The sequence below is a fragment of the Kitasatospora dryopteridis genome (genome assembly GCF_050749075.1).
GTDB lineage: Bacteria > Actinomycetota > Actinomycetes > Streptomycetales > Streptomycetaceae > Kitasatospora.
This window is the reverse complement of the sequence record NZ_CP192749.1, coordinates 6,682,181-6,707,995: the sequence shown is the minus strand read 5'-3', so window position 1 is coordinate 6,707,995 and position 25,815 is coordinate 6,682,181. Positions and strand designations below refer to the sequence as shown.

Here is a 25,815-nt window from a genome sequence, read left to right as displayed (position 1 = left end):
CCGCGCCCCGGTCCGGCGCGTGGCGGGACGGAGGACGGCGGCGCAGGGCGGCCCTGAGGTCATGTGGGCCGGCGGCCGGGTGCCGCACGGCCTGAGTGAGCCCGACCGTACTACTTGGTCTCGGGGGTCTCGCCGTCGGCGGGGGCGCCGTCCGAGTCCTTGGCGAGGCTGAGGGGCTTGTCGGCGTCCTCGGCCTCGATCGGCTCCTCGTCGGCGGGGCGGCCGTTGATGATCGCGTCGTACTCGAGCGGCTCGAGGACGGCGGCGATGGCGCCCTTGGTGTAGTAGGTCACCACGCCCGGGGCGATCTCGAGCTCGACGGTCTCGTCGTTCACCGCCTTGACCTGGGCGTACATACCGCCGATCGTCCGCACGCCGGCGCCCGGCTGGAGGGTCGCCTGCATCGACGCCTGCTGCTGCTGCCGCTTCTTCTGCGAGCGGAACATCAGGAAGATCGCGACGATCGGGAGGATGAGGATGATGAGATTAGCCACAGCCAGGGTCCTTTGCGGGCCGCCTCGCCCGGCGGCCTGGTATACGTCGGCCCGTCGGTCGAGAGGGGCGGTCCGGCGGAGTCTAGGCGACCCGCACTGTACGGACAACGCCAAGCATGCCAGTGTGCCGCCGAAAGTGGCGACCCTTGGCATGCCCCCGTTTTTCGGCTGTCGGTTACAGGCCGTCCGGGAACAAAACCGCCTGGTCCGTCGTCTTCACGCCGCCGGCCTGCGCGGGAGGCGCCATCCCGAGGTGCCGCCAGGCGGCGGCGGTGGCGATCCGGCCGCGCGGGGTGCGGGCGAGCAGGCCCTCCCGGACGAGGAACGGCTCGGCGACCTCCTCGACCGTCTCGGCCTCCTCCCCCACCGCGACGGCCAGGGTGGACAGGCCGACCGGGCCGCCGCCGAACAGCCGCAGCAGCGCGTCCAGCACCGCGCGGTCCAGCCTGTCCAGGCCGCGGGCGTCGACCTCGTACACGGCCAGGGCCTGCGCGGCGATCTCCCTGCTGACCCGGCCGTCGTGCCTGACCTGCGCGTAGTCGCGGACGCGGCGCAGCAGGCGGTTGGCGATGCGCGGGGTGCCGCGGGAGCGGCCGGCGATCTCGGCGGCGCCGTGCGGGTCGATGTCGACGTCGAGCAGGGTGGCTGAGCGGTGGACGACGCGCTGCAGCTCGGCCGGGGCGTAGAACTCCATGTGGCCGGTGAAGCCGAAGCGGTCGCGCAGCGGCGGGGGCAGCAGGCCGGCCCGGGTGGTGGCGCCGACCAGGGTGAACGGGGGCAGCTCCAGCGGGATGGCGGTGGCGCCGGGGCCCTTGCCGACGATGACGTCGACCCGGAAGTCCTCCATCGCCATGTAGAGCATCTCCTCGGCGGGCCGGGACATCCGGTGGATCTCGTCGAGGAACAGCACCTCGCCCTCGCTCAGCGAGGAGAGGATGGCGGCGAGGTCGCCGGCGTGCTGGATGGCGGGGCCGGAGGTGATCCGGATCGGGGCGCCGAGCTCGGCGGCGATGATCATCGACAGGGTGGTCTTGCCGAGCCCGGGCGGGCCGCTGAGCAGCACGTGGTCGGGGGCGGTGCCGCGCTGGCGGGCGGCCTGCAGCACCAGGGAGAGCTGTTCGCGGACGCGCTCCTGGCCGATGAACTCCTCGAGCAGCTTGGGGCGCAGTGCCGCCTCGACCGCCTGGTCCTCGCCGTCGGCGGCCGCGCCGACCAGCCGGTCGGCGCCCGGGCGGTCGGCGGGGTCGGTGTCGTACGGGCTCATCGGGACTGGCTCCAATGTCGACATGACGACTGGTCGTCAGATGGTCAAAGCGTCGGCGGTCGGGATGCGGCTGCCCCGGTCAGCGGGCCCGGTTCAGGCCGCGCAGGGCGGCCCGGAGCAGGGCGCCGATGTCCGGGACGGCCTGGGCCTCGGCCTCGGGGGCGACCGCGGCCACGGCCTCGTCGGCCTCGCGGGGAGCGTAGCCCAGGCCGACCAGCGCGGCGTGCAGCTGCTCGTGCCACGGGGCCGGGCCGGCCGCGGCGGGCTTCTGCGCGGGAACCGTGCCGAGCGGGGCGCCCAGCTTGTCCTTGTACTCCAGCAGCAGTTTGGCCGCCTTGGCCTTGCCGATGCCGGGGACGGCGATCAGGGCCTTCTCGTCGCCGCCGGCGACCGCGGCGCGCAGTGCGTCCGGGCTGTGCACGGCGAGCATCGCCTGGGCGAGCCGTGGGCCGACCCCGGGCGCGGCCTGCAGGATCTCGAACAGGCCCCGCTCGTCGTCGTCGGCGAAACCGTACAGGGTCAGCGAGTCCTCCCGGACGACCAGCGAGGTGGCGAGCCGGGCGCTCTCGCCGAGCCGCAGCCCGGCCAGGGTGTTGGGGGTGCACTGAACCGCCATGCCGACCCCGCCGACCTCGACGACGGCCGTGCCGGCCGCGATGTGGGCCACCGGGCCCTGGACGAAGGCGATCATCGGCGGTACTCCTGACGTGCGGCGGGACGGCGGGCCGGGGGCGCGGCGGGCGCGGGTGCGGCCTTGGCGAGTGCGGCGGCGATCCGGCCCTGGGCACCGCCGCGCCAGATGTGGCAGATAGCGAGGGCCAGGGCGTCCGCCGCGTCCGCCGGCTTGGGCGGGGCGTCCAGCCGGAGCAGGCGCTGCACCATGGCGGTGACCTGCGCCTTGTCGGCGCGGCCCGAGCCGGTGACGGCCGCCTTGACCTCGCTCGGGGTGTGCAGGGTGACGGGGATGCCGCGGCGGGTGGCACAGAGCATGGCGACCGCGCTGGCCTGGGCGGTGCCCATCACGGTGCGGACGTTGTGCTGGGCGAAGACCCGCTCGACGGCGACCAGGTCGGGCGTGTGCTCGTCCAGCCACTGCTCCAGGCCCTGCTCTATCTGCAGCAGCCGCACGCCGATCTCCGCGTCGGCGGGGGTGCGCACCACGCCGACGCCGACCATCCGCAGCGGCCGGCCGGGGGCACCCTCGACCACGCCGACGCCGCACCTGGTCAGCCCCGGGTCCACGCCCAGTACCCGCACTCCGCACCCCGTCTTCGTCTCGTCACCCGTGATCCCCCGCAGGGTACCGGGCGGCACCGACAACGCCCGCGCCACCGCACCCGAACACGCCGCCGCCCGGCAGTCGCGGGACTGCCGGGCGGCGGAGGAGCGGCGGGATCAGGCGTCGAGCTCGGCCATGATCTCGTCGGAGACGTCGAAGTTGGCGAAGACGTTCTGCACGTCGTCACTGTCCTCGAGGGCGTCGATCAGCTTGAAGATCTTGCGGGCGCCGTCGGCGTCCAGCTCGACCTGCACGCTGGGCACGAAGTTGGCCTCGGCCGAGTCGTAGTCGATGCCGGCGTCGACCAGCGAGGTGCGGACGGCGACCAGGTCGGTGGCCTCGGAGATGATCTCGTAGGACTCGCCGAGGTCGTTGACCTCCTCGGCGCCGTGGTCGAGGACGACCTCGAACAGCTTGTCCTCGTCCACGCCGTGCGTGGACCCGGTGATCGCCGGTGAGTTCGGGGTGGAACGAGGTCGCGAGCAGGTTGCCGTGGCGCACGGCGATGATCGTTCCGTCGCCGAGCTGTGAGAGGACCTCGACATTGGTGCCGACCGATTCCACCCATGGTGCGCGGATGAAGACGCCCTCCACCGGGCCGCCGGCGACGCCGGCGAAGTCGACGGCCGCCTCGAAGGACTCGTTCTGCCGGCCGAAGGCGTTGCGGCGCACGGTCATGTCGATGCCGCCGACGGTCTCCTGGTCGTCCCGCCCGTCGAGGATCTTGTCGGCCAGCATGATCATGCCGGCGCAGGTGCCGTAGACCGGCATGCCGTCGGCCACCCGGCCCGCAGCGGGTCCATGACGCCGAAGAGCAGTGCCAGCTTGGACATGGTGGTGGATTCGCCGCCGGGGATGATCAGGCCGTCGATCTCGGTCAGCTCCTCGGCCCGGCGCACCGGGCGGGCGACCGCGTCGGCGGCGGCCAGCGCGATCAGAGCGCGGACGAGGTGTTCGCGGACGTCGCCCTGCAGGGCGAGCACGCCGATGATCGGGGGTGCGCTCACGGTGGCGTCACCAGCCGCGGTTGGCGTAGCGCTCGGCGTCGGGCAGGGTGTCGCAGTTGATGCCGACCATGGCCTCGCCGAGGTTGCGGGAGGCGTCGGCGATGATCTTCGGGTCGTCGAAGAAGGTGGTGGCCTTGACGATCGCGGCGGCGCGCTTGGCCGGGTCGCCGGACTTGAAGATGCCGGAGCCGACGAAGACGCCCTCGGCGCCGAGCTGGCGCATCAGCGCGGCGTCGGCCGGGGTGGCGACACCGCCGGCGGAGAACAGCACGACGGGCAGCTTGCCGAGCTCGGCGACCTCCTTGACCAGCTCGTACGGGGCGCGGAGCTCCTTGGCGGCGGCGTACAGCTCGTTGTTGTCGAAGCCGCGCAGCTTGGCGATCTCGTTCTTGATCTGGCGCAGGTGGCGGACGGCCTCGACGACGTTGCCGGTGCCGGCCTCGCCCTTGGAGCGGATCATGGCCGCGCCCTCGGCGATGCGGCGCAGGGCCTCGCCGAGGTTGGTGGCGCCGCAGACGAAGGGGGTGGTGAAGGCCCACTTGTCGGAGTGGTTGACCTCGTCGGCCGGGGTGAGGACCTCGGACTCGTCGATGTAGTCGACACCGAGCGACTGGAGGACCTGGGCCTCGACGAAGTGGCCGATGCGGGACTTGGCCATGACCGGGATGGAGACCGCGGAGATGATCTCCTCGATCATGTTCGGGTCGGACATCCGGGCCACGCCGCCGTCCTTGCGGATGTCGGCGGGCACGCGCTCCAGGGCCATGACCGCGACGGCACCGGCGTCCTCGGCGATCTTCGCCTGCTCGGCGTTGACCACGTCCATGATCACACCGCCCTTGAGCTGCTCGGCCATGCCGCGCTTGACCCGGGCGGTGCCGATCTGCGGCTGGTCTGCGGTGACGGGGGTGGTGGCGCACCGCGTCGTTGTGGAAGCGCCGCGCCATCGGCACCCGGCGCACCGCGGCCGTGAGATCCGTCACGGCCTCCTTGCCGCCCGGCGCCTCCAGCAGCACCGCGACCTGCTCCGGCTCGGCGAACACCGCGCGCAGCGCCAGGCTCAGCTCGCTCTCCGCCACCTCGCGGTGCTCGTCCTCGGCCTGCCGCGCGGCGTGCGAGGCCTCGTACAGCAGCAGCGAGGCGGCCGGGTCGAGCAGCGAGGAGGTGGCCAGCTCCTGCGCCACCGAGGCCCGGCGCACCAGCTGGGCGTCGAGCGAGGCCCGAGCCGCGTCGATCCGCGCGTGCAGGCGGTCCAGCCGCCCCGCCGTCCAGCTCAGATACATCGCGAACAGCACGACGGCCAGGGCGGCCCAGATCCAGGTAGTCACGGCCGGTCAGGCTACAGGGCGGCCGCGCGGTAGACGGCGCCGTCCAGCTCCACGACGTTGACGGCCAGGTGCACCGGCCCGGCGTCGACGTGCCGCTTCAGCAGGTCGAGCACCGCCTCGCTGAGCTCCGTCCGGGTCTCCGGGCTGCGCCCGGCGAGGATCTTCAGCTCCAGGTACACCGTGGCGCGCCCCGGGTCGCCGTCGCCGACGAAGGTCTCCTCCGCCGGGCGGAACCGGGTCTTGCACGCCTCCACCGTGGTGCCGATCAGGGCGGCCACCAGCGGGTGCAGCTCCGCTGCGAAGGCCCGCCGGTCGAAGCCGAGGCTCGGGGAGTGGTCGACGGAGATCTGCGGCACGAGGGCCCCTCTTTCCTGGTCCGTGGTCAGTCCCGGGCGGCGAGGCCGAAGCGCTCCCGCCAGCCCACCCGTTCGTCCTCGGCCACCGGCGGCATGCCGTCGGTGACCGTCTCGTACACCGACAGGATGTCCGCGCCGACCGTCTCCCAGTCGAATCGGCGGACGTGCCGGGAGGCGGCCTCGCGCAGCTCCAGCAGCCGCGCCGGGTCGCCGAGCAGCTTCACCGCGGCGGCGGCCAGTCCGTCGGCGTCCTCCACCGGGAACAGCTCGCCCGCCCGGCCGCCGTCCAGCACCTGCCGGAACGCGTCCAGGTCGCTCGCCAGCACCGGGGCGCCGGCCGACATCGCCTCGACCAGGATGATGCCGAAGCTCTCGCCGCCGGTGTTGGGCGCCACGTACAGGTCGACGCTGCGCAGCAGCCTGGCCTTCTCCTCGTCGCTGACCATGCCGAGGAACTCGACCTGCGCCCGCACCTCGGGGGCCAGACCCTCCACGGCCTCCTCGCGGTCGCCCTTGCCGGCCACCAGCAGCCGGGTGCCCGGCCGCTCCTCGAGGATCCGCGGCAGCGCCGCGAGCAGCGTCGGCAGGCCCTTGCGCGGCTCGTTGATCCGGCCGATGAAGCCGATCGTCGCCGCCGAGTCGGTGCCGGCGGTGTTGTCGCTCCGCGCCTCCGGGATGATGCCAGCGCGGGTCGGGCTCGGCGTCGGCGAAGAAGCGCACGTCCACGCCGTTGGGGATGACCACCGCGTCGCCGCCGAGGTGTTCCACCAGGGTGCGCCGGGCGTACTCGCTGACCGCGATCCGGGCGGACATCTTCTCCAGGCCCGGCTGCAGGATCGGCGAGGCCGCGATCATCGCCCGCGAGCGCGGGTTGGAGGTGTGGAAGGTGCCGACCATCGGCCCGGACGCCGACCAGGCGGCCAGCATCGACAGGCTCGGCGAGGACGGCTCGTGCACGTGCAGGATGTCGAAGCGCCCGTCGTGCAGCCAGCGCCGCACCCGGGCCGCCGACAGGATGCCGAAGCTGAGCCGCGCCACCGAGCCGTTGTAGGGCACGGCGACCGCGCGGCCCGCCGAGACGACGTACGGCGGCAGCGCCGACTCGTCCTCGGCCGGCGCCAGCACCGACACCTCGTGGCCCCGCGCGATCAGGTGCTCCGCGAGGTCGCGGATGTGGAACTGCACGCCGCCGGGAACGTCCCAGTCGTACGGACAGACGATGCCGATCCTCAACTCCGTGCCCCCTCGCCCGCCTGTGCCGCCCGATCGGTGCCGAGGTCGGCCAGCCACAGCTTCTGCAGCATGTGCCAGTCCTCCGCGTGCTCCCGGATGCCCTGCGCCCACACGTCGGCCAGCGCCTGCACCATCACCGCGGTGCGCTCGCGCTGCTCGCCCTCGGCGGGCGGGACGATCTCCGGGTGGATCTCGGCCCGCATCACCGGGCCGTCGTACCAGAGCGTCACCGGGAAGAGCGCGGCGCCGGTGCGCAGCGCCAGCGCGGCCGGGCCGGCCGGCATCCGGGTCGGCTCGCCGAAGAAGTCGACCTGCTGGCCGGCCGCGGACAGGTCGCGGTCGCCGAGCAGGCAGACCAGCTTGCCCTGGCGCAGCCGCCGGGCGAGGGTGCCGATCACCGACACGTCGGAGCCGGTCAGCGCCAGCACCTCCATGCCCAGGCCCTCGCGGTAGGCCACGAACCGGTCGAACAGCGACTCCGGCTTCAGCCGCTCGGCGACCGTGGTGAAGGGGTGGCCGCCGGCCGAGGCGATCCAGGCGCCGGCCAGGTCCCAGTTGCCCATGTGCGGCAGCGCGAGGACCGCCCCGCGGCCGGCCGACATCGCCTCGTCGAGCTGCTCCAGGCCCTTGACCGACATCGCGTCGGCGATCCGCTGCAGGCTCCAGGTGGGCAGCCGGAACGACTCCATCCAGTACCGCATGTACGAGCGCATGCCGGCCCGGGACAGCTCGCGCAGCCGTGCCTCGTCCGCCTCGGGGTGCACCCGCCGCAGGTTGGCCTCCAGCTGCAGCACCCCCTTGCCGCGCCCGCGCCAGACCTTGTCCGCGATCCGCATGAACAGGGCGCGCGCCGCCCGCTCGGGCAGGTGCTTCACCACCGCCCAGCCGAGCGCGTACAGCCAGTCGACCAACCGGTCCTTCACGCCGCCCCCTCGACTCCCGCCGTCTCCCGGTCGGCCTCCTGGGCCTCCCGCCGCACCGTCAGGATGCGCTGCATCACCGTCACCAGGCTGCCCGCCGCGACCACCCACAGGGCGAACGGCAGCAGCCACTCCACGTACGGCAGGCCGAACGCGTGGAGCCCCGCCAGACCGGCCGCGACCAGGCTGATCACCAGCCGCTCGGCCCGCTCGACCAGCCCTGAGACGTTCACCGGGAAGCCCAGGCTCTCACCACGGGCCTTGGTGTACGACACCACCTGGCCGCTTGCCAGGCAGAACACCGCAACGGCGCAGAGCAGGTCGTTGTTCCCGGTGCCCGCGTACCACATCGCCAGACCGCCGAAGATCGCCGCGTCGGCGACCCGGTCCAGCGTGGAGTCCAGGAACGCTCCCCACTTCGAGGAGCGCCCGGCCTGGCGGGCCATGTTGCCGTCGACCAGGTCGGAGAAGATGAAGAGGGTGATGATGATCGTGCCCCAGAAGAACTCCCCGCGGGGGAAGAACACCAGGGCGCCCGCCACCGAGCCGGCCGTGCCGATCAGCGTCACCGCGTCGGGGCTGACGCCCCAGCGCAGCAGCATCGCGGCGAACGGCGTCAGAACACGTGTGAAGAAGGCACGCGCGTATTTGTTGAGCATGGCCTTCCCGACCGCTCCGATCCCACCGGTCTCCGCCCGCGGCCCCTGTGCCGCCGGGCGGCCGAGCGGATCGGCCCGCCCGGCCGGACAATGGTATCCACGCTGATCGCGGGGCTCCGCCGCCCCACGCCCCCGAGCAGCCCGCCGGCCCGACCGGCCCACCACGCACGGCCCCGCGGCACCGCCGCCGGGCCCGTGAGCACCGCTTGTGACCCGCGCGAGCGCGCCGCAGCCACCCGCGAACAGCAGGAGAGCAGCCATGGCGGACCGAGCAGCCACCCACACCGCGGCCCCCACCGTCGAACGACCCGACCGGCTCCGCAACGTCGTCCTCCTCGGCGGCACCGGAGCCGGCAAGACCACCCTCACCGAGTCCCTTGCGCTGACCGCAGGCGCCGTCACCCGGGCCGGCAGCGTCCCGGACGGCACCACGGTCGCCGACCACGAGGAGATCGAGCACCAGCAGCAGCGCTCCGTGCAGCTCGCCCTGGTCCCGCTCGCCTGGCAGGACTGCAAGATCAACCTGCTGGACGCCCCCGGCTACGCCGACTTCGCCGGCGAGATGCAGGCCGCGCTGCGCGCCGCCGAGGCCGCCCTGCTGGTGGTGTCCGCCACCGACCCGGTCTCCGCGCCCACCCTGGCGCTGTGGCGCGAGGTCCGGCTCCGCAACCTGCCGACCGCGATCGTGCTGACCCACCTCAACGCCGTCCGCGTCCACCTCGACGAGGTGCTCGCCACCCTGCAGGATGCCCTCGGCGAGGGCCACCCCGACACCGTGCTGCAACTCCACGACAGCGCCCTGCGGGACGGCCGGCTGCTCGGCTCGGTCGAACTGCTCACCGGCCGCACCTACGGCGAGCCCGGCGACATCCCCGGCATCGAGGAGGACCGCAGCCACCTGGTGGAGGCCATCGCCGGCGAGGACGACGCCCTGCTGGAGCGGTACGTCGCCGGCGAGGAGCTGGACGCCGCCTCGCTGGGCGACGCGCTGCGCCGCGAGTTCCTGGCCGGCGCCGTCCACCCGGTGCTCGCCACCGCTCCCCCGGCCGACCCCACCGGCACCGCCCCCGGCGCCGCCGAACTCCTCGACCTGATCGCCGCGGTCTTCCCCTCCCCGCTCGACCGCGCCGACGACATGCCCCCCTGCGACCCGGACGCCCCGCTGACCGCCCAGGTCGTGCACACCGGCGAGGACCCGTACGTGGGCCGGCTCAGCCTCGCCCGGGTGTTCTCCGGCACCCTGCGGCCGGACACCACCCTGCACGTGCCCGGCGGTGCGGACGAGAAGGTCTCCGGCCTGAGCTGTCCGTTCGGCAAGCAGCAGCGGCCCGTCCCGCACGCCCTGCCCGGCGACCTGGTCTGCCTGGCCAAACTGACCGGCGCCCGCACCGGCGACACCCTCACCGAGGGCACCGAGGCCCTCGAACCATGGCCGCAGCCCGAGGCCCTGCTGCCCGCCGCCGTCGAGGCCCACAGCAAGGCCGACGAGGACAAGCTCGCCCAGACCCTCGGCCGCCTCACCGCCCAGGACCCGGCCCTGCGCGTCGAACAGAACCCGGACACCCACCAGTTGGTCCTCTGGTGCACCGGCGAGGCGCACCAGGCCGTCGTCCTCGACCGGCTGCGCAGCCGCTACGGCGTGCACGTCGACACGGTGGACTACCGGGTCGCCCTCCGCGAGACCTTCGCCGCCAGCGCCACCGGCCATGGCCGGCACGTCAAGCAGTCCGGCGGGCACGGCCAGTACGCGATCTGCGACCTGACCGTCGAACCGCTGCCGGGCGGCGGCTTCGAGTTCGTCGACAAGGTGGTCGGCGGCGCGGTGCCGCGCAACTTCATCCCCTCGGTGGAGAAGGGCGTACGTGCCCAGCTCGCCCACGGCGTGCTCGCCGGCTACCCGATGGTCGACGTGCGGGTCACCCTCACCGACGGCAAGGCGCACTCGGTGGACTCCTCCGACGCGGCCTTCCAGACCGCGGGCGCACTGGCGCTGCGCGAGGCCGCCGCCAACGGCCGCATCCAACTCCTGGAGCCGGTCGACGAGGTCCAGGTGCTGCTGCCCGACGAGTACCAGGGCGCCGTGCTCAGCGACCTCTCCGCACGGCGCGGCCACGTGCTCGGCACCGAACCCGGCGGGCCCGGCCTCAGCCTGGTCCGCGCCGAGGTGCCCGAACTCGAACTGGTCCGCTACCCCGTCGAGTTGCGCTCCCTCTCGCACGGCACCGGCCAGTTCTCCCGCAGCTACCTGCGGCACGCCCCGATGCCCCCCAACCTCGCCGCCCGCTACGAACACGCCTCGTAGAAGGACAAGCCGGGGGCGCGTGGGGCACCTGTGGCTACCGTCGCCCCCGGGCTACCGCGTCCTGGCTCTGCCGCCGCCGCGGCATCGCGCAGGCGGGTGTCCCGCCCGGCAGGGCGCGCCGGTTGCGGGCGACCCAGCGGTAGGCGGCTTCGGCGAGCGGCCTGACCGGGGGCAGCGCGAGCACTGCGCCCGCGTACGCCCAGGCGCCGCCGGAGCGCATCAGCAGCCGTGCGACCGCCTGTGCCCCTCCGTACACCCGGCCGCCGGGGGTGACCCACAGCACCTCCCGGCCGGCCCGCTCCTCGGTGACCAGACCCCGCCCGCCGACCCGGGCGTCCAGCGCCGCGAGGTCCGCGAACTGGTACGGCACGGCCTCCCAGCCGGCCGAGGACAGGCTCGCCCGCGGGTAGCGTTCGGCCCAGGTCACACAGCTGGTGCAGAAGGCGCAGTCCCCGTCGTAGACCAGCACCGGGTCGCGCGCGATGAACTCGGACATGCCCCGATCCTCCCGCACCCGCGGCCCACCCCGGCGCGCCCGACACCCCGGAGGATCGAACCGGCCGCGAAGTGGGCATGATCCCGGCACGGTAAACGGCGTCAACCTGCTGACGCCGGTTCAGACGATCATGCCCACGGGCGGCCGACGGCGCGATAACCTGCGGCTGACAAGGGGAGATCCAGGGGAGGAGGGGCAGCCGCCGTGACCCAGCTCGACATGACCCCGGGTGCGCAGATACCCCGCACGGACGTCGGCCCGCAGACCGCCGTCACCTCGGCGCTCTCCTCCGCCGCCTACCGCGACGGCAGTTTCCGCGAGCTCGGGGAGAAGCTCGGCGCCAAGCTCAAGGACGGCCGCTTCGAGCTGTTCCGGCCGAGCGTCGGCGAGGCGTTCAGCCGGGCCGTGATCGACCGCACGCTGCCCGCCAAGCGGAATCCGCTGGTGCCGTCGCACGGCACGGACGTCCGCATGGTGGTCGAGCACTGCCTGGCCGCGAACGAGCTCCGCAACGCCCGGGACCGCCAGCTCGCCCTGGTCACCGTCGTCTGCGGGCTGCTCTTCCTGCCCGGTGCGCTGATCTGGCTGGCCGCCTTCCAGGTGCGGGCGCAGCTGAAGAAGACCCACCCCGCCAGGGAGGGCTTCTACGGCACGCTGGCGCTGCTGGCGGCCTGCGGGCTCGCCCTGCTGTTCGCGATCCGTCCGCCGGTCGGCGGCCCCTGGTCGCTGTACTTCCGGCTGATGATGCTCGCGCCGGTGGTCGGCTGGTTCGTCGCCAAGCGGATCTGCCTGCGCAGCACGATCGACCTGCGGGCGCGCTGGCAGGCGCTGCTGGACGGCGGCGCGGTGGCGGCGACGGTGCCGCAGGCCGTCCCGCGGGACGACCTCGACCGCAAGGCCACCGACCTGCGGGCCAGCCTGGAGCGGCTGACGGCCGAGCAGGAGACCAACATCCACCACTACGCGGGCCGCAAGGGTGTGCTCGGTGCGGGTGCCCGGTGGATCGCGGTGGAGATGAACGAGGACCTGCGGCCGGCCGAGGGCCATGCGGACTTCCGGACCTTCCACCGCTGGGACCTCGCCCGCAAGATCGCCGAGCGGCTCGGTTCGGTGGCGGCGAGCGAGGTGCCGGGCGGCACCATGCCGCACGTCGCCGTGCACCACTGGGTGGTGCAGGACATCCCGGAGGGTGCGGACGAGATCGCCCGCCCGTCCACCCCAGAGATGGACGGCTACCGGATGCGGGACTTCGGCATCCAGCAGATCGCCAACCGGCAGACCATCGGCACGGACACCGACAGCAGCGTGGTCGCGCAGCTGGTGATGCACAACGGCCAGGTGGTCGCGACCGTCATGGTCAAGATCACCGTGCTGGGCCGCAACCTCCGGGTCTCGGTCTACGGGCACGCCCTCGGGCCGCTCAACGGGCTGTTCACCACCAAGCCCAAGCCCAAGGAGCAGAACGTCCCGAAGACCGGCAAGTTCTGGGAGGAGAAGACGATCATCCTGCCGCTGGTGGACGACGACGAGGTGGTCCGGCAGGCGGTCCGGGCGCCGTTCCACCGCATCCCCGGTCTGCTGAACTGGCTCGGCGGCTCGCTCACCCTGCCGGAGCCGTTCTGCCTGCGCCAGGCCTGGGCGGACCCGACCTGGGCGAGCCGCGCCAAGAGCGACGCGGTGCTGTACAGCGCCCAGCCGATCTTCAACGCGGTGCAGGCCACCACGATCGAGTTCCTCGCCGACCACGACGTGGACGTGGAGCGCTTCACCAACCGCTCCAACATCAGCCGCTCGGAGAACCAGGCCGTCCGCCCGTTCAAGGCGGACGCCTACGACGCCGGCTGACACCGGTGGCCGTCGGGCAGTGCAGAAGGGGCGCGGAGATCCGCGCCCCTTCTGCACTGCCCGACGGGTTCTAGCCCTGCGGCCAGGCGTCGGCGAGCATCTTGCGGGTGTCGGCGAGCAGTTGCGGCAGCACCTTGGTGTGGCCGACCACCGGCATGAAGTTGGTGTCGCCGCCCCAGCGCGGCACCACGTGCTGGTGCAGGTGGGCGGCGATGCCGGCGCCGGCTGCGGCGCCCTGGTTCATGCCGATGTTGAAGCCGTGCGCACCGGAGGCGGCCCGCAGGGCCGTCATCGCGTGCTTGGTGAAGACGGCCAGCTCCGCCGTCTCGGCCTCGTCGAGGTCGGTGTAGTCGGCGACGTGCCGGTACGGGACCACCATCAGGTGGCCGCCGTTGTACGGGTAGAGGTTGAGCACCGCGAAGACGGCGGTGCCGCGGGCGATGACCAGGCCCTCCTCGTCGGTGAGCTTCGGGATGCTGCAGAACGGGCAGCCGTCGTCCGGGGACGGGCCGGTGGGCTTGTTCTCACCCTGGATGTAGGCCATCCGATGGGGGGTCCACAGGCGGCGGAAGCCGTCCGGCTCCCCCACGCCCCGCTGCAGTTCGGGCTCACTCGTCATGCCGATCAGCATATGCGTCCCGACAGGGGAGACGAACAGGCCGGGGCAGGTCCGTGCGGACCGCCCCGGCCCGTTGCGTCCGAGGTCAGACCTGGATGCGGCGCTGGACCGCGTCCACGATCTCGGCGACCGCGTCGGCGACCGGCACGCCGTTCTTCTGCTCGCCGTCGCGGTAGCGGAAGGACACCGCGCCCGCCTCGACGTCGTCGTTGCCCGCGATCAGCATGAAGGGGACCTTCTGCTTCTGCGCGTTGCGGATCTTCTTCTGCATGCGGTCGTCGGAGGTGTCCACCTCGACCCGGATGCCGTGCTTCTTCAGCTCGGCCGCGACGTCCAGCAGGTACGGCACGTGCTCGTCGGTGATCGGGATGCCGGTCACGGTGACCGGGGCCAGCCACGGCGGCATGGCACCGGCGTAGTGCTCCAGCAGCACCGCGAAGAAGCGCTCGATCGAGCCGAACAGGGCGCGGTGGATCATCACCGGGCGCTGGCGCGAGCCGTCCGCCGCGGTGTACTCGAGGTCGAACCGCTCCGGCAGGTTGAAGTCGAGCTGGATGGTCGACATCTGCCAGGTGCGGCCGATGGCGTCCTTGGCCTGGACGGAGATCTTGGGGCCGTAGAAGGCCGCGCCGCCCGGGTCCGGGACGAGCGGCAGGCCCTGCTTCTCGGCCACGCTCGCGAGGACGGCGGTGGCCTCCTCCCAGGTCTCGTCCGCGCCGACGTACTTCTCCGGGTCCTTGGTGGACAGCTCCAGGTAGAAGTCGGTCAGGCCGTAGTCGCGCAGCAGGTTGAGCACGAAGGTGAGGGTCGAGTCGAGCTCGTCCGCCATCTGCTCGCGGGTGCAGTAGATGTGCGCGTCGTCCTGGGTGAAGCCGCGGGCGCGGGTCAGGCCGTGCACCACGCCGGACTTCTCGTACCGGTACACCGTGCCGAACTCGAACAGGCGCAGCGGCAGTTCGCGGTAGGACCGGCCGCGCGCGTCGAAGATCAGGTTGTGCATCGGGCAGTTCATGGGCTTGAGGTAGTAGTCCACGCCCTCGTCGAGCTGCATGGGGGGGTACATGCCGTCGGCGTACCAGTCCAGGTGGCCGCTGGTCTCGAACAGCTTCCCCTTGGTGGCGTGCGGGGTGTAGACGAACTCGTAGCCCTCCTCCTCGTGCCGGCGGCGCGAGTAGTCCTCCATGGCCCGGCGGATGATGCCGCCCTTGGGGTGGAAGACGGCGAGGCCGGAGCCGATCTGCTCCGGGATGGAGAACAGGTCGAGCTCGTTGCCGAGCTTGCGGTGGTCGCGCTTCTCGGCCTCCACCAGGAAGTCGAGGTGCGCCTTCAGTTCGTCCTTGCTCGGCCAGGCGGTGCCGTAGATGCGCTGCAGCATCGGGTTCTTCTCGCTGCCGCGCCAGTAGGCGGCCGCGTTGCGCATCAGCTTGAAGGCCGGGATGTACCGGGTGCTCGGCAGGTGCGGGCCGCGGCAGAGGTCGCCCCAGCACTGCTCGCCGGACTTGGCGTCCAGGTTGTCGTAGATGGTCAGCTCGCCGGCGCCGACCTCGACGTCGGCGCCCTCGCCTGCGGTGGCGGCGGAGCCCTTGAGGCCGATCAGCTCCAGCTTGTACGGCTCGGCGGCCAGCTCCTCGCGGGCGGCGTCGTCGGAGACCACGCGGCGGGAGAACTTCTGCCCGCGCTTGATGATCTCCTGCATCTTCTTCTCGATGGCCTTGAGGTCATCGGGGTGGAAGGGCTTCTCGACGTCGAAGTCGTAGTAGAAGCCGTCCTTGACCGGCGGGCCGATGCCGAGCTTGGCCTCCGGGAAGAGCTGCTGCACGGCCTGCGCCATCACGTGCGCGGTGGAGTGCCGCAGGATGTCGAGGCCGTCCTTGCTGGAGATCTCGACCGGCTCGACCTCGTCGCCGTCCTGCACGGCGTACGCGAGGTCCTTCAGCTGGCCGCCGACGCGGGCGGCGATGACCGTGCGGTCGTCGGAGAACAGGTCGGCGGCCGTGGTGCCCGTGGTCACCACGCGCTCTTCCCGATCGGGTTCGCGGTTGATGATGATCCGGACGTCGGTCACCGGTCTCTCCTGACATCTGTGGTCCGCAGCACTCTGCTGCGTCCCTCGATGGTACCGAGACCTTCAGGTACGGTGCGCACCGCTCTCTCCCCCGTGCCGCGGCCGCCCCACCGGCCCGTCCGGCCCCGGGCGGACCCTTCTGCCGCAGTTCTGCCGACCCTGTGCCGCCCCGGCTGCCGCGGGAGTGCCCCGGCCTGCGGTTGAGCGGCCGTCAAGTGCGGTATCACCAGGGCAGAGCCCGGCGCGCCCCCGGTCCTCGGCGGCGCGCCGGGCAACACCCCGGCGGCACTTGAGGGGCAGTCATGCAGCACTTCCGACCCTGGTACGAGGGCCCGATCGCATCGTTCGACACCGAGACCACCGGCGTTGACGTGGAGCACGACCGGATCGTGTCCGCCGCGCTGGTCCTGCAGTCCGCCGCCGGCACGGCTCCGGCCACCACAACCTGGCTGGCCGACCCCGGAGTTCCGATCCCCGACGGCGCCCGTGCGGTGCACGGCATCAGCGACGAGCAGGTCCGGCTGCACGGCCGCCCGGCCCGCACGGTGGTCGCCGAAATAGCCCGGGCACTGGCCGAGCAGGCCCTGGCCGGCGTCCCGCTGGTGGTGATGAACGCTCCGTACGACCTGACCCTGCTCGACCGCGAGCTGCGCCGGCACCACGGCAGTTCGCTGGTTGCCGGCCTGGCCGGCACCGAACTCCTTGTGCTGGACCCGCGGGTGCTCGACAAGCACGTGGACCGCTACCGCAAGGGGCGCCGCACCCTCACCGACCTGTGCGCACACTACGGGGTCCGGCTCACCGGTGCGCACGAGGCGGCAGCGGACGCGACGGCCGCCCTCGACCTGGTCCGCGCGCTCGGCGCCCGGTACCCGGAGCGGCTCGGCGCGATGAGCACCGGCGAGCTCCACCTGCGCCAGGCGGTCTGGCACGCCGCGCAGGCCCGCGGACTGCAGAACTGGTTCGACCGGGAGGGCGCCACCGAGCAGGTCGACACCTCGTGGCCGCTGCGCCCGGCCCGCTGCGGCTGCGGCCGCCGGCTCTCCGCGGAGCACAGCTGCGAGGCCGCGGCCTGAGCCGAGGCCCGCCCGACGCCCCGACAACGACAGAGGCCCCGGCCGCACTTGGCGGCCGGGGCCTGCTGCTCGGTGGGCGATACTGGGATCGAACCAGTGACCCCTTCGGTGTGAACGAAGTGCTCTCCCGCTGAGCTAATCGCCCGGGCAACGAGAAGAACAGTACCACCCCTGCGGCCGGGCTCCCTAATCGGTTCCCGGCCGGGCCCGCCCGACGCTCCCCCAGATCGCCTCCACCGCAGCTTCGGTGATTAACCGTCAGACAGTCGGAACTGTTCGGAAATCATCGGAAAACAACATAAGGCCCGGACCGGAAATGGTCTGGGCCTTACGTCGTGCAATGCATTCCGGTGGGCGATACTGGGATCGAACCAGTGACCCCTTCGGTGTGAACGAAGTGCTCTCCCGCTGAGCTAATCGCCCGGGTGCAGGGAAAACATTACCCCATCCGCGGGGGTGCTCCGAACACCCTCCCGGTCAGTGCAGCTTCCACGGCAGCACCAGCCCGTACTGCCACAGGTACCAGCCCAGCAGCGCGCCGATCACCACCAGGCCGATCACGGTCAGCGTGATGTTGCGGCGGCGCACCTTCGGGTCCAGCGCCCGCTCGGCGGCCTCGGTCACCTTGCGCCGCGTCCAGCGCAGCACCAGCTGGGCCCAGACGAACTCGGTCGCCCAGATGCCCATGCCCAGGAAGATGACCACCCAGCCCGGCCCGGGGAGCGGCAGCATCACCACGCCGAGCCCGACCACGGCCAGGCCGATGAGGAAGATCACCACCTGCCAGCTGAGGTGCAGCGCCCGGTACCGCTTGATGAACTCCGGCGCCCGCGAGCCGAGCGGCCGGCCCCCGTCCTGCCGGTCACCGTCCCCGCCCTCGCCGCCGTCCGACGCCATGGGTGCCCCGTCCTCGACCCGGTCAGGATTGTCGTTTCGTACAGCCATGCGGGAAAAGTACCCGAGATACCCACCGGTACGGGGCCCGACGCCCCGCCTCCGGCGATTCCGCAATGCGCCGGAAGGGGTACGACTCGGCGTTGAATCGGGACAGACGGGTTTACACCGGGCTTTCGGGTGGGATGGTCCGTTCGCCGACGTGCGATTCCCCGAGCGCACACTGAGCGAAAGGCCCTGGCGCTTATGAACACCACGGTCAGCTGCGAGCTGCACCTGCGCCTCATCGTGTCCAGCGAGTCCTCCCTGCCCGTCCCCGCGGGCCTGCGCTACGACACCTCGGACCCCTATGCCGTGCACGCCACCTTCCACACCGGTGCCGACGAGACCGTCGAGTGGGTGTTCGCCCGTGATCTCCTCGCGGAGGGGCTGCACCGACCGACCGGAACCGGCGACGTGCGGGTGTGGCCCTCGCGCAGCCACGGTCAGGGGGTCGTCTGCATCGCCCTGAGCTCTCCGGAAGGAGAAGCCCTGCTGGAAGCCCCGGCGCGGGCGCTCGAGTCGTTCCTCAAGCGCACCGACGCCGCCGTGCCGCCCGGCACCGAACACCGTCACTTCGACCTCGATCGGGAGCTGTCCCACATCCTCGCCGAAAGCTGACCGCGCCGAGGCGGGTCCGCCTCGGCGAGGCACGCCCACTGCGTCCGTCCTACTCGGGGGCACGGTCGCACACGCCGCCACGCACACCAGGCGGCCTCGGGGTCACCGCCGGTCCGTTCCGGACCCGGCGGTGGTGGCGCCCGGCAGTACGGCCGGCCATCCCTCACCGGGTGGCCGGCCGTACTGCCGGGCGCTTTCCTTCGCTCGGGCGCCGCAGCCCGGTAGAGTCGCGGGTGACGACCGACGAGGGGCCGGTGCGCCCCCGCCGCGCGAGGAGCCCCACGTGCTGATCACCCATGACACCGAGTGCGCGCTGAGCATTCTGGTCGAGCTGCTCAACACCGCCCCCGAGGCGTGCGGCTCGGAGCAGCTGCCGGACACGGCCGCCCTCGACGCCTTCGTGGTGAAGCAGGAGATCAGCGAGGTCGACTCGCTGACCGGCGCCGACCTCGCCGCCGTCCAGGCGCTGCGCGGCCGACTGCGCGAGGTGTTCTCGGCCCGCTCCACCGAGGAGGCCGCCGAGCTGGTGAACGCCGTGGTCGCAGCGGCCGGCACGACGCCGCGGCTGACCAACCACGACCACCACGACTGGCACATCCACTACTTCGCCCCGCACGCGGCGATCGGCGACCACCTCGCGGCCGAGCTCGGCATGGCGCTGGCCTTCATCGTGATGGCCGGCGAGCGGGAGCGGCTGCGCCGCTGCGAGGCGCCGGACTGCGAGCGCGTCTTCGTCGACCTCTCCCGCAACCGCTCGCGCCGCTACTGCGACAGCCGTACCTGCGGCAACCGGCTGCACGTCGCCGCGTACCGGGCCCGGCAGCGCTCGGCGGAGGCCGTCACGACGGGCTGACCGGCCACCGGACGGAACACCGGCCGTCCGCCGGATGGAACACTGGGGGCATGACCGACGCCTCCCTCCCCCGCCTCGAGTTCTGGTGCGACCTCCAGTGCCCCGACTGCCGCACCGCCCTGGACGACGTCCGGGCCCTGCGTGCCGGCTACGGCGACGAGCTCCGCATCGAGCTCCGGCACTTCCCGCTGGAGAAGAACAAGCACGCGTACGCGGCCGCGCAGGCCGCCGAGGAGGCGTTCGCGCAGGGCAGCGGCTGGCCCTACGTCGAGGCGCTGCTGGAGCGTACGGAGGAGCTCGCCAGGGACGGCGAGAAGGTGCTGCTGGCGGTCGCCGGCGAGCTCGGCCTGGACGCCGACGAGATCGACACCGCGCTCGTCGACGGGCGGCACACCCTGCTGGTCGACGCCGACCAGGCCGAGGGCAAGGCCATCGGCGTCAGCGGCACGCCGACCTATGTGATCGCCGGGCAGCGCCTGGACGGCGGCAAGAGCCAGGCCGGGCTGCGCGCGCGGATCGTCGAACTGATCGAGAAGAACCGGGGCTGAGCCCCTCCCGTCCGGCGGCCCTCACAGCAGCTGTTTGCCGAGGGTCCGCCGGGTGACCCGGTAGCCGAGCGAGTCGTACAGGGCCGTCGCCACCGTGTTCCGGCTGAACACGTTGAGGCCCAGGTCGTGCACGCCGTGGGCCAGGCACTCCCGCTCGGCGGCCAGCATCAGGGTGCGGCCGTGGCCCCTGCCCCGGTGGGCCTCGGCGACCTCCACCACCATCACCCAGGCGAGCGGGCTGCCGTCCGGCAGGAGGTCCTGGCGCAGGTGCAGCCAGAGGCTGCCGAGATCGCCGCCGCCCGCGTCGGTGAGCCGGCGCAGCGCGGCGCCCGGGGTGTCCGGGCCCTGCGGGAGGACCTGGCGGTGGTCGGCGTCCGCCTTGGCGGCGGCCTGGCGCTCGGTGAGCCCGGAGCCCAGCAGGTCGTGCAGGTACCCGGATCTGGCGCCGGCCAGCCACTCGGGGAACTCGGCCCGGCCGATCGGGCGCAGCGTCAGCCCGCCGGGCAGCTCCGGCGGCCGGTCCAGGTGCTTGGCCAGGTTCCGCATCCGCTCGGTGTAGCCGAGGATGCCGGCCAGGGCGAGGGCCTCCCGGGCCTCCGCCGGGACGGTGACGTCGATCCGGCTGCAGCCCCAGCCGCGCAGCACCTCTTCCGCGGCCAGCGCGCCGACCGTGCCGCGGCCCCTGCGGCGTCCCTCGGCGACCTCCAGTTCGGAGATCTCGCCCCACCACTCGTCGCCGCGCGGCAGCGCCGTGGTGCGCAGCCCGCCGACCGGCCGTCCGTTGACGCAGATCTGCCAGCGGCGGGTGCGGCCGCCGCCGGCCAGGGGCTCCTCGGCGCCCCCGGGGCGCAGCGTGGTCGTCATACCGGCTCCCCTGCCCAGGCGGTGGCGGCGCTACGCCTGCGGGGCGGACCCGCAGGCGTCGGCGCCGATGCCGGCTCGGGAGCCGTGGCCGGCTCAGGGGTCGAGGTCGTCCCCGCTGCGCTCGGCGAACTGGGCCATCGCCTTCAGGGTGACCGGGCCGGGGGCGGGCAGCTCGCGGTCGTCGACCCGGTGCACGCCCTGGACGTCGCGGAGGGTGGAGGTCAGGAAGACCTCCTCGGCGTCGAGGAGCGCCTCGAACGGGAGGTCGGCCTCCTCCGCTCCGCTCCACTCGACGACGAGCTGCCTGGTGATGCCGGCCAGGCAACCCGAGTCCAGGCGCGGGGTGAGCAGCCGGCCGCCGAGGACGACGAACACGTTGGAGCCGGTGCCCTCGCAGAGCCGGCCGGCGGTGTTGGCGAACAGCGCCTCGGAGGCGCCGGCCCGGTGGGCGGCGGCCAGGGCGACGACGTTCTCGGCGTACGAGGTGGTCTTGAGGCCGGCGACGGCGCTGTGCTCGTTGCGGCGCCACGGGACGGTGAGGACGGCGGTGGTGTCGGGGCGCGGCTTGGCCGAACCGAGGGCGACCACCAGGGTGGGGGTGTCCTCGCCGCGCTCGGAGCCGAGCGGGGAGGTGCCGCCGGTGTAGGTGATGCGCATCCGTCCGAGCGGCATCGGGTTGGCCCCGAGGACCGCGGCGCAGGCCTCCCGGACGGTGTCGTGGTCCGGGTCGGCGAGGCCGAGGCCGCGGGCGGAGCGGGTGAGCCGGTCGAGGTGGCGGGTGAGTGCGAACGCCCGGCCGTCGACGGCCTTGACCGTCTCGAAGACTCCGTCGCCGACCGTGAGGCCGTGGTCGAGGACGGAGACGGCGGCGGCGCCGTCGTCCACGAGGTTTCCGTTGACCCAGATCATCGAGGGCTGCTCCTGGGGTTTCAGTGGGTGCTGGTGCCCGACGCTATCGCGACCAGGCGGGCGGCCTTGAGCTCGGTCTCGTCCCACTCGCGGTCCGGGTCGGAGCCCCAGGTGATGCCGGCGCCGGTGCCGAACCGCAGGACGGGCGCGCCGGTCGTCCGGTCGATCCAGAAGGTCCGGATGCCGACGGCGAGTTCGGCCTCGCCGCGGTCGGCGTCCACCCAGCCGACGGCGCCGCAGTAGGGGCCGCGCGGGGCGGTCTCCAGGGCCTCGATGATCCGCAGTGCGCTGGACTTGGGCGCGCCGGTGACGGACCCGGGCGGGAAGGTGGCGGCCAGCACCTCCGGCCAGCCGGCGCCCGCCCGCAGCCGTCCCTCGACGGTGGAGACGAGGTGGACCAGGCCGGGGTGCTTCTCCACCGCGCACAGGTCGGGCACGGTGACGCTGCCGGTCTCGCAGACCCGGCCGAGGTCGTTGCGGACCAGGTCGACGATCATCACGTTCTCGGCGTGGTCCTTCTCCAGCAGGTCGGCCTCGGTGCGGCCGGTGCCCTTGATCGGGCCGGAGGAGACGGTGCGGCCGGTGCGGCGCAGGTAGAGCTCGGGCGAGGCGGTGGCGATCTCCACACCGTGCTCGGGCAGCCGGATCGTTCCTGCGTACGGGGCGGGGTTGCCGCGGGCGAGCAGGCCGGTCAGCGCGTCGATGTCGCAGCGCGCCGGGTCGGGCAGCGGTGCGGAGAGCACCCGGCAGAGGTTCGCCTGGTAGACCTCGCCGGCCGCGATGTGCTCACGGATGCGCCGGACGCCGGCGGTGTACGCCCCGCGGTCGAGAGAGCTGTGCCAGTCCGCGGGTGCCGGGCCGAGCCACCGGTCGGTGGCCGGGGGCACCGGGTCGGGGCGCACCTCGTCGAACCGGGCGCAGGTGAGGAGCCCCTCGAAGTCGTACGCGACCGCCCAGAAGCCGCCGCGCTCGAGGGCCGCCGGGTCCGAGGCGACCTCGCGCAGCCCGGTGGCGAGGCGGCCGCCGAAGCGGGCGATCGGCTGGTCGGGGCTGAAGGGTGCGGTGCGGCCGGACACGGTTCTCCTGCGCGGGCTCGGTGCTGCTCCGCGCGGGTGTCGCGCGGGTGTGGGGGTGGGGGTATCGGTCCCAGAAGTGTAGGTCGGGCGCCCGTGCGGACCGCCGCGGGCGGGCCCCCGGAGCTGCGCCCCGGCCCCGCCCGGCGGGCGCTCGCAGACCCCCCGCGAGCCGCCCGGACGGCTGACGGAGCACCATCTTCCGGCCACCCCCGCGCCACGCTGCGGGAACGGATTTTTAGCTGGCCCGGGAATCCGCTAGAGTTCAACACGTCGCCGGGACGCGGAACCGAAGAAAAGCGGGGAAGCAACCGGGAGACAGGCGGACGTGGCTCAGTTGGTAGAGCATCACCTTGCCAAGGTGAGGGTCGCGAGTTCGAATCTCGTCGTCCGCTCGATGGAGAACAGGGTAAGATCGTTCTCTGAAGTTGCCTGGTGGAGTGGCCGAGAGGCGAGGCAACGGCCTGCAAAGCCGTGTACACGGGTTCAAATCCCGTCTCCACCTCCAAGAGGTGCCCCCGGTTCGCCGGGAGCCCTCCCCGCGCGATTAGCTCAGCGGGAGAGCACTACCTTGACACGGTAGGGGTCACTGGTTCAATCCCAGTATCGCGCACTCGAACCCTTCGGGGATCGGCATCCCAGCGCGATTAGCTCAGCGGGAGAGCACCACCTTGACACGGTGGGGGTCACTGGTTCAATCCCAGTATCGCGCACTCGGGTCCTTCGGGGCTTGACAACCCTGCGCGATTAGCTCAGCGGGAGAGCACTACCTTGACACGGTAGGGGTCACTGGTTCAATCCCAGTATCGCGCACCGAAGATCGAAGGCCGCGGTCCACCAGGACCGCGGCCTTCGTCGTGTGTTGCCTGCACGGAAAAGCAGGTGCCGGGTACGCACGCCCTCACCGGCGTCGCGCACCCGGCCCCTCCTCCTGCCGGGGTTGCACCGCATGTCCCGTCCACGTGTCCTGCGGTGCCGTGCCCGGCCGGCGCGGACCCCTCCCCTGGGGTCAGCGCCCGATCAGATCGGCGACGGCCTTGGCCTGTGTCGCCAGTTGTTCCCATCCGCCGAAGAGCGCCAGCAGCAGCACCGCGCACGGCACGGCGATGGCCAGCGCCACCGCGGGGTGCCTGTCGCCGGTGGGCGACTGGCCGCCGAACGGCCGGCGGCGGCGCCCGGTGCCGGTGATCTGCGTGGCCATGGTCGTCTGCTCCTGCTCGTCGCCCGGAGCGGCCGCGGGGCCGTGCGCAGGGCGGGTGGGTGGTCGGAACGGCGGGCCGGGACCTCGGGGGACGAGTAGCGGCCCGCCGTTGAGATCAACGTTAGGCGGCGCCGCGTTCCGGGGCGTCATGCCCGCGCACGGTTCTCCGGGCCTCCCGGAGGAGGAGGCCGCGCCGCGCCGCCTACTACTGGAGGGGGAGACCAAACCGATCACATCCCCGAGGCAACCCTGAGACCCACCCGGAGGGGGCTCTCGGCAGCGGGCGGGAGCCGCTCCCGGAAGGCCTGCGCAGGCGGGGCCGGCCCGGCCGTTCGCGTGCGTCGGGAACGCCCGCGGAACGGATCGTCCGGGTACCCCGCCGGGGCCGTCCGGCGGAGATCGGACAATCCGACCGCCCCTCGGGGTGTTGCGTGTCAGCGCAGCACTGCGGCCAGTCCGTAAGCTGTCCCGGACAGGATCTGACGACGGCCCATTCGACGGGCCCTCACTCCACGGGCTGACGGGGACGAGTATGGCGATGATGCGGCTGAGGCGTGAGGACCCCCGCATCGTCGGACCGTTCCGACTGCACCGGCGGCTGGGCGCCGGCGGCATGGGCGTGGTCTACCTGGGCTCCGACCGGAAGGGCCAGAAGGTCGCCCTCAAGCTGATCCGCACCGAGCTGGCCGGGGACGCCGAGTTCCGCACCCGGTTCGCCCGCGAGGTGGCCGCCGCCTCCCGCATCCGCGGCGGCTGCACCGCCCGCGTGGTCGGCTCCGACCTGGAGGCCGACCGGCCGTGGCTCGCCACCGCGTACGTCCCCGGGCCCTCGCTGTACAAGCGGGTCACCGACGAGGGCGCGCTGCCCTGGCCGGAGGCCGCCCGGATCGGCGCCGCGCTCGCCGACGGGCTGGTCAAGGTGCACGAGGCCGGGGTCGTCCACCGCGACCTCAAGCCCTCCAACATCCTGCTGTCGCCGCGCGGTCCGCGGATCATCGACTTCGGCATCGCCTGGTCCCGCGGCGCCTCCACGCTCACCCACGTCGGCACCGCGGTCGGATCGCCCGGCTTCCTCGCGCCCGAGCAGGTGCGCGGGGCGGCGGTGACCCCGGCCACCGACGTCTTCGCCTTCGGCGCGACCCTGGCGTTCGCACTGACCGGGGAGTCGCCGTTCGGCTCCGGCGCCTCCTCCGAGGTGATGCTCTACCGCGTGGTGCACGAGGAGCCGGACCTGTCCGCCGTGCCGCCGGTGCTCGCGCCGCTGGTCCGCGCCTGCCTGGCCAAGGAGTCGGCGGAGCGGCCCGCGGCGGCCGCCCTGCACGAGCGGCTGACCGAACTGGCCGCGCGGGGCACCCTGCTCGGCGGCGGGCGCTCGCGCGGGCCGGTGCCGCAGGGCACCACCGGGCAGGGGCCTGCATCGGGACAGACGCCTGCCGCTGCGCAGGGGCATCCGTCGGGGCACGGACATGCTTCCGGCCAGGGGCAGCGCCCCGGGCCCGGACCGGGTTCGGCGCACCCCGGGCGAGGTGGCGGGCCCGGCCACGGGCATGCCTCCGGTGCCGGACGGCGGCCGGGCCCCGGCGGGCGGCCGGTGCCGAACGGCAGGCCCGGACGCACCCCCGGGCAGCCGTCGACGGCCGCCATGCCGCAGCCGGACACCCACGACACCCTGCGGGAACGGCACCGCACCCCGGCTCCCGGCCGCCCGCGGGACCGCCAGCACACGCCCGTGCCCGGCCGCACCTCGGCGGACTCCCGGCGCCGGCTGCTGCGCCAGCGCCTGGTCGTCTTCGTCACCGTCACCCTCGGCGTGGCCCTCGCCATCGCGACCGCCCAGGGCTGCGAGAACCGCAGCAGCCAGGGACGCGGC

At 73.0% G+C, this 25,815-nt stretch carries 22 protein-coding genes, 7 tRNA genes and 5 pseudogenes; 12 read left to right on the top strand and 22 right to left on the bottom strand.

Going from position 1 to position 25,815, the window contains the following annotated elements:
- Positions 1 to 110: 110 nt before the first annotated feature.
- The 12 genes and pseudogenes from yajC to pgsA all read right to left on the bottom strand — a co-directional run bounded on the left by yajC (position 111) and on the right by pgsA (position 8,540).
- Positions 111 to 494, bottom strand: a complete 384-nt coding sequence (gene yajC / locus ACQ614_RS30285) for a preprotein translocase subunit YajC (RefSeq protein WP_431682053.1) — start codon at positions 492 to 494, stop codon at positions 111 to 113.
- Between the two features lie 175 nt (positions 495 to 669).
- Positions 670 to 1,758: a Holliday junction branch migration DNA helicase RuvB gene (ruvB, locus tag ACQ614_RS30280; protein ID WP_363496115.1), complete on the bottom strand. Its 1,089-nt coding sequence runs from the start codon at positions 1,756 to 1,758 to the stop codon at positions 670 to 672.
- Between the two features lie 79 nt (positions 1,759 to 1,837).
- Positions 1,838 to 2,449, bottom strand: coding sequence for a Holliday junction branch migration protein RuvA (ruvA, locus tag ACQ614_RS30275; protein ID WP_363496112.1), 612 nt, complete (start codon positions 2,447 to 2,449; stop codon positions 1,838 to 1,840).
- On the bottom strand, positions 2,446 to 3,015 hold the full coding sequence (ruvC, locus tag ACQ614_RS30270) for a crossover junction endodeoxyribonuclease RuvC (protein WP_431682050.1): 570 nt from the start codon (positions 3,013 to 3,015) through the stop codon (positions 2,446 to 2,448). The genes ruvA and ruvC overlap by 4 nt, the downstream gene beginning before the upstream one ends.
- Before the next feature lie 138 nt (positions 3,016 to 3,153).
- Positions 3,154 to 3,441: pseudogene (locus ACQ614_RS30265) on the bottom strand (YebC/PmpR family DNA-binding transcriptional regulator); the annotation flags it as partial.
- Between the two features lie 28 nt (positions 3,442 to 3,469).
- Positions 3,470 to 4,044, bottom strand: a pseudogene (gene pdxT / locus ACQ614_RS30260) (pyridoxal 5'-phosphate synthase glutaminase subunit PdxT); the annotation flags it as partial.
- Positions 4,045 to 4,051: 7 nt separating this feature from the next.
- A complete protein-coding gene (gene pdxS, locus ACQ614_RS30255; RefSeq protein WP_431684064.1) occupies positions 4,052 to 4,927 on the bottom strand; it encodes a pyridoxal 5'-phosphate synthase lyase subunit PdxS in 876 nt (291 codons plus the stop codon).
- A gap of 31 nt (positions 4,928 to 4,958) precedes the next feature.
- Positions 4,959 to 5,327, bottom strand: a pseudogene (locus ACQ614_RS30250) (hypothetical protein); the annotation flags it as partial.
- 56 nt (positions 5,328 to 5,383) lie between these two features.
- Positions 5,384 to 5,728 (bottom strand): 5-carboxymethyl-2-hydroxymuconate Delta-isomerase, encoded by a 345-nt coding sequence (locus ACQ614_RS30245; protein ID WP_431682049.1) that lies wholly within the window; start codon positions 5,726 to 5,728, stop codon positions 5,384 to 5,386.
- Positions 5,729 to 5,754: 26 nt separating this feature from the next.
- A pseudogene (locus ACQ614_RS30240) lies at positions 5,755 to 6,961 on the bottom strand (glycosyltransferase family 4 protein).
- Positions 6,958 to 7,884 (bottom strand): phosphatidylinositol mannoside acyltransferase, encoded by a 927-nt coding sequence (locus ACQ614_RS30235; protein WP_431682046.1) that lies wholly within the window; start codon positions 7,882 to 7,884, stop codon positions 6,958 to 6,960. The pseudogene ACQ614_RS30240 and the gene ACQ614_RS30235 overlap by 4 nt, the downstream one beginning before the upstream one ends.
- Positions 7,881 to 8,540: a phosphatidylinositol phosphate synthase gene (gene pgsA, locus ACQ614_RS30230; protein WP_431682044.1), complete on the bottom strand. Its 660-nt coding sequence runs from the start codon at positions 8,538 to 8,540 to the stop codon at positions 7,881 to 7,883. The genes ACQ614_RS30235 and pgsA overlap by 4 nt, the downstream gene beginning before the upstream one ends.
- 259 nt (positions 8,541 to 8,799) lie before the next feature.
- On the opposite strand from pgsA, the gene ACQ614_RS30225 reads away from it, so the two are divergent.
- Entirely contained in the window at positions 8,800 to 10,842 is a 2,043-nt protein-coding gene (locus ACQ614_RS30225) for an elongation factor G (protein ID WP_431682042.1), read from the top strand.
- A gap of 34 nt (positions 10,843 to 10,876) precedes the next feature.
- Here the strand turns inward: ACQ614_RS30225 and ACQ614_RS30220 are convergent, their stop codons facing one another.
- A complete protein-coding gene (locus ACQ614_RS30220; RefSeq protein WP_431682040.1) occupies positions 10,877 to 11,338 on the bottom strand; it encodes a thiol-disulfide oxidoreductase DCC family protein in 462 nt (153 codons plus the stop codon).
- Positions 11,339 to 11,542: 204 nt separating this feature from the next.
- Here ACQ614_RS30220 and ACQ614_RS30215 point away from each other — a divergent pair, with 204 nt between their 5' ends.
- Entirely contained in the window at positions 11,543 to 13,183 is a 1,641-nt protein-coding gene (locus ACQ614_RS30215) for a hypothetical protein (RefSeq protein WP_431682037.1), read from the top strand.
- A 70-nt stretch (positions 13,184 to 13,253) separates the two neighbouring features.
- On the opposite strand, the gene ACQ614_RS30210 is transcribed toward ACQ614_RS30215, so the two are convergent.
- Both ACQ614_RS30210 and thrS read right to left on the bottom strand, forming a co-directional pair.
- On the bottom strand, positions 13,254 to 13,814 hold the full coding sequence (locus ACQ614_RS30210) for an HIT family protein (RefSeq protein WP_363496078.1): 561 nt from the start codon (positions 13,812 to 13,814) through the stop codon (positions 13,254 to 13,256).
- A gap of 73 nt (positions 13,815 to 13,887) precedes the next feature.
- Positions 13,888 to 15,867 (bottom strand): threonine--tRNA ligase, encoded by a 1,980-nt coding sequence (thrS, locus tag ACQ614_RS30205; RefSeq protein ID WP_431682036.1) that lies wholly within the window; start codon positions 15,865 to 15,867, stop codon positions 13,888 to 13,890.
- Between the two features lie 302 nt (positions 15,868 to 16,169).
- Between thrS and ACQ614_RS30200 the strand changes: the two genes are divergently transcribed.
- Positions 16,170 to 16,943, top strand: a complete 774-nt coding sequence (locus ACQ614_RS30200) for a 3'-5' exonuclease (protein ID WP_431682034.1) — start codon at positions 16,170 to 16,172, stop codon at positions 16,941 to 16,943.
- Positions 16,944 to 17,016: 73 nt separating this feature from the next.
- Here the strand turns inward: ACQ614_RS30200 and ACQ614_RS30195 are convergent.
- From ACQ614_RS30195 to ACQ614_RS30185, 3 genes are all read right to left on the bottom strand, one after another.
- Positions 17,017 to 17,088, bottom strand: a tRNA-Val gene (locus ACQ614_RS30195).
- A gap of 206 nt (positions 17,089 to 17,294) precedes the next feature.
- Positions 17,295 to 17,366, bottom strand: a tRNA-Val gene (locus ACQ614_RS30190).
- Positions 17,367 to 17,420: 54 nt separating this feature from the next.
- On the bottom strand, positions 17,421 to 17,840 hold the full coding sequence (locus ACQ614_RS30185) for a TIGR02611 family protein (RefSeq protein ID WP_431684063.1): 420 nt from the start codon (positions 17,838 to 17,840) through the stop codon (positions 17,421 to 17,423).
- 243 nt (positions 17,841 to 18,083) lie between these two features.
- On the opposite strand from ACQ614_RS30185, the gene ACQ614_RS30180 reads away from it, so the two are divergent.
- The 3 genes from ACQ614_RS30180 (at position 18,084) to ACQ614_RS30170 (ending at position 19,898) form a co-directional block, all read left to right on the top strand.
- Complete coding sequence (locus ACQ614_RS30180) at positions 18,084 to 18,497, top strand: SsgA family sporulation/cell division regulator (protein WP_030268554.1); 414 nt, start codon at positions 18,084 to 18,086, stop codon at positions 18,495 to 18,497.
- Between the two features lie 283 nt (positions 18,498 to 18,780).
- A complete protein-coding gene (locus ACQ614_RS30175) occupies positions 18,781 to 19,350 on the top strand; it encodes a CGNR zinc finger domain-containing protein (RefSeq protein WP_431682033.1) in 570 nt (189 codons plus the stop codon).
- Between the two features lie 50 nt (positions 19,351 to 19,400).
- Positions 19,401 to 19,898 carry a DsbA family protein gene (locus tag ACQ614_RS30170; RefSeq protein ID WP_431682030.1) on the top strand — a complete coding sequence of 166 codons (498 nt, stop codon included), beginning with the start codon at positions 19,401 to 19,403 and terminating at the stop codon, positions 19,896 to 19,898.
- A gap of 21 nt (positions 19,899 to 19,919) precedes the next feature.
- On the opposite strand, the gene ACQ614_RS30165 is transcribed toward ACQ614_RS30170, so the two are convergent.
- The 3 genes from ACQ614_RS30165 to ACQ614_RS30155 form a co-directional block, all read right to left on the bottom strand.
- The gene (locus ACQ614_RS30165) at positions 19,920 to 20,762 is read right to left on the bottom strand and encodes a GNAT family N-acetyltransferase (protein ID WP_431682028.1); all 843 of its coding nucleotides are present in this window, start codon (positions 20,760 to 20,762) and stop codon (positions 19,920 to 19,922) included.
- Positions 20,763 to 20,855: 93 nt separating this feature from the next.
- Positions 20,856 to 21,671, bottom strand: a complete 816-nt coding sequence (locus ACQ614_RS30160) for an aminotransferase class IV (protein WP_431682026.1) — start codon at positions 21,669 to 21,671, stop codon at positions 20,856 to 20,858.
- Positions 21,672 to 21,691: 20 nt separating this feature from the next.
- On the bottom strand, positions 21,692 to 22,708 hold the full coding sequence (locus ACQ614_RS30155; RefSeq protein ID WP_431684062.1) for a chorismate-binding protein: 1,017 nt from the start codon (positions 22,706 to 22,708) through the stop codon (positions 21,692 to 21,694).
- A 358-nt stretch (positions 22,709 to 23,066) separates the two neighbouring features.
- Between ACQ614_RS30155 and ACQ614_RS30150 the strand changes: the two genes are divergently transcribed.
- From ACQ614_RS30150 to ACQ614_RS30130, 5 genes are all read left to right on the top strand, one after another.
- A tRNA-Gly gene (locus ACQ614_RS30150) sits at positions 23,067 to 23,139 on the top strand.
- 39 nt (positions 23,140 to 23,178) lie between these two features.
- A tRNA-Cys gene (locus ACQ614_RS30145) sits at positions 23,179 to 23,252 on the top strand.
- Positions 23,253 to 23,285: 33 nt separating this feature from the next.
- Positions 23,286 to 23,357, top strand: a tRNA-Val gene (locus ACQ614_RS30140).
- Between the two features lie 28 nt (positions 23,358 to 23,385).
- Positions 23,386 to 23,457, top strand: a tRNA-Val gene (locus tag ACQ614_RS30135).
- A gap of 28 nt (positions 23,458 to 23,485) precedes the next feature.
- Positions 23,486 to 23,557 (top strand) — tRNA-Val (locus ACQ614_RS30130).
- A 196-nt stretch (positions 23,558 to 23,753) separates the two neighbouring features.
- Here ACQ614_RS30130 and ACQ614_RS30125 read toward each other — a convergent pair.
- Positions 23,754 to 23,945, bottom strand: coding sequence for a hypothetical protein (locus tag ACQ614_RS30125; protein ID WP_363496054.1), 192 nt, complete (start codon positions 23,943 to 23,945; stop codon positions 23,754 to 23,756).
- A 532-nt stretch (positions 23,946 to 24,477) separates the two neighbouring features.
- Between ACQ614_RS30125 and ACQ614_RS30120 the strand changes: the two are divergent.
- Positions 24,478 to 25,728 (top strand): annotated as a pseudogene (locus tag ACQ614_RS30120) (protein kinase domain-containing protein); the annotation flags it as partial.
- Positions 25,729 to 25,815: the final 87 nt, after the last annotated feature.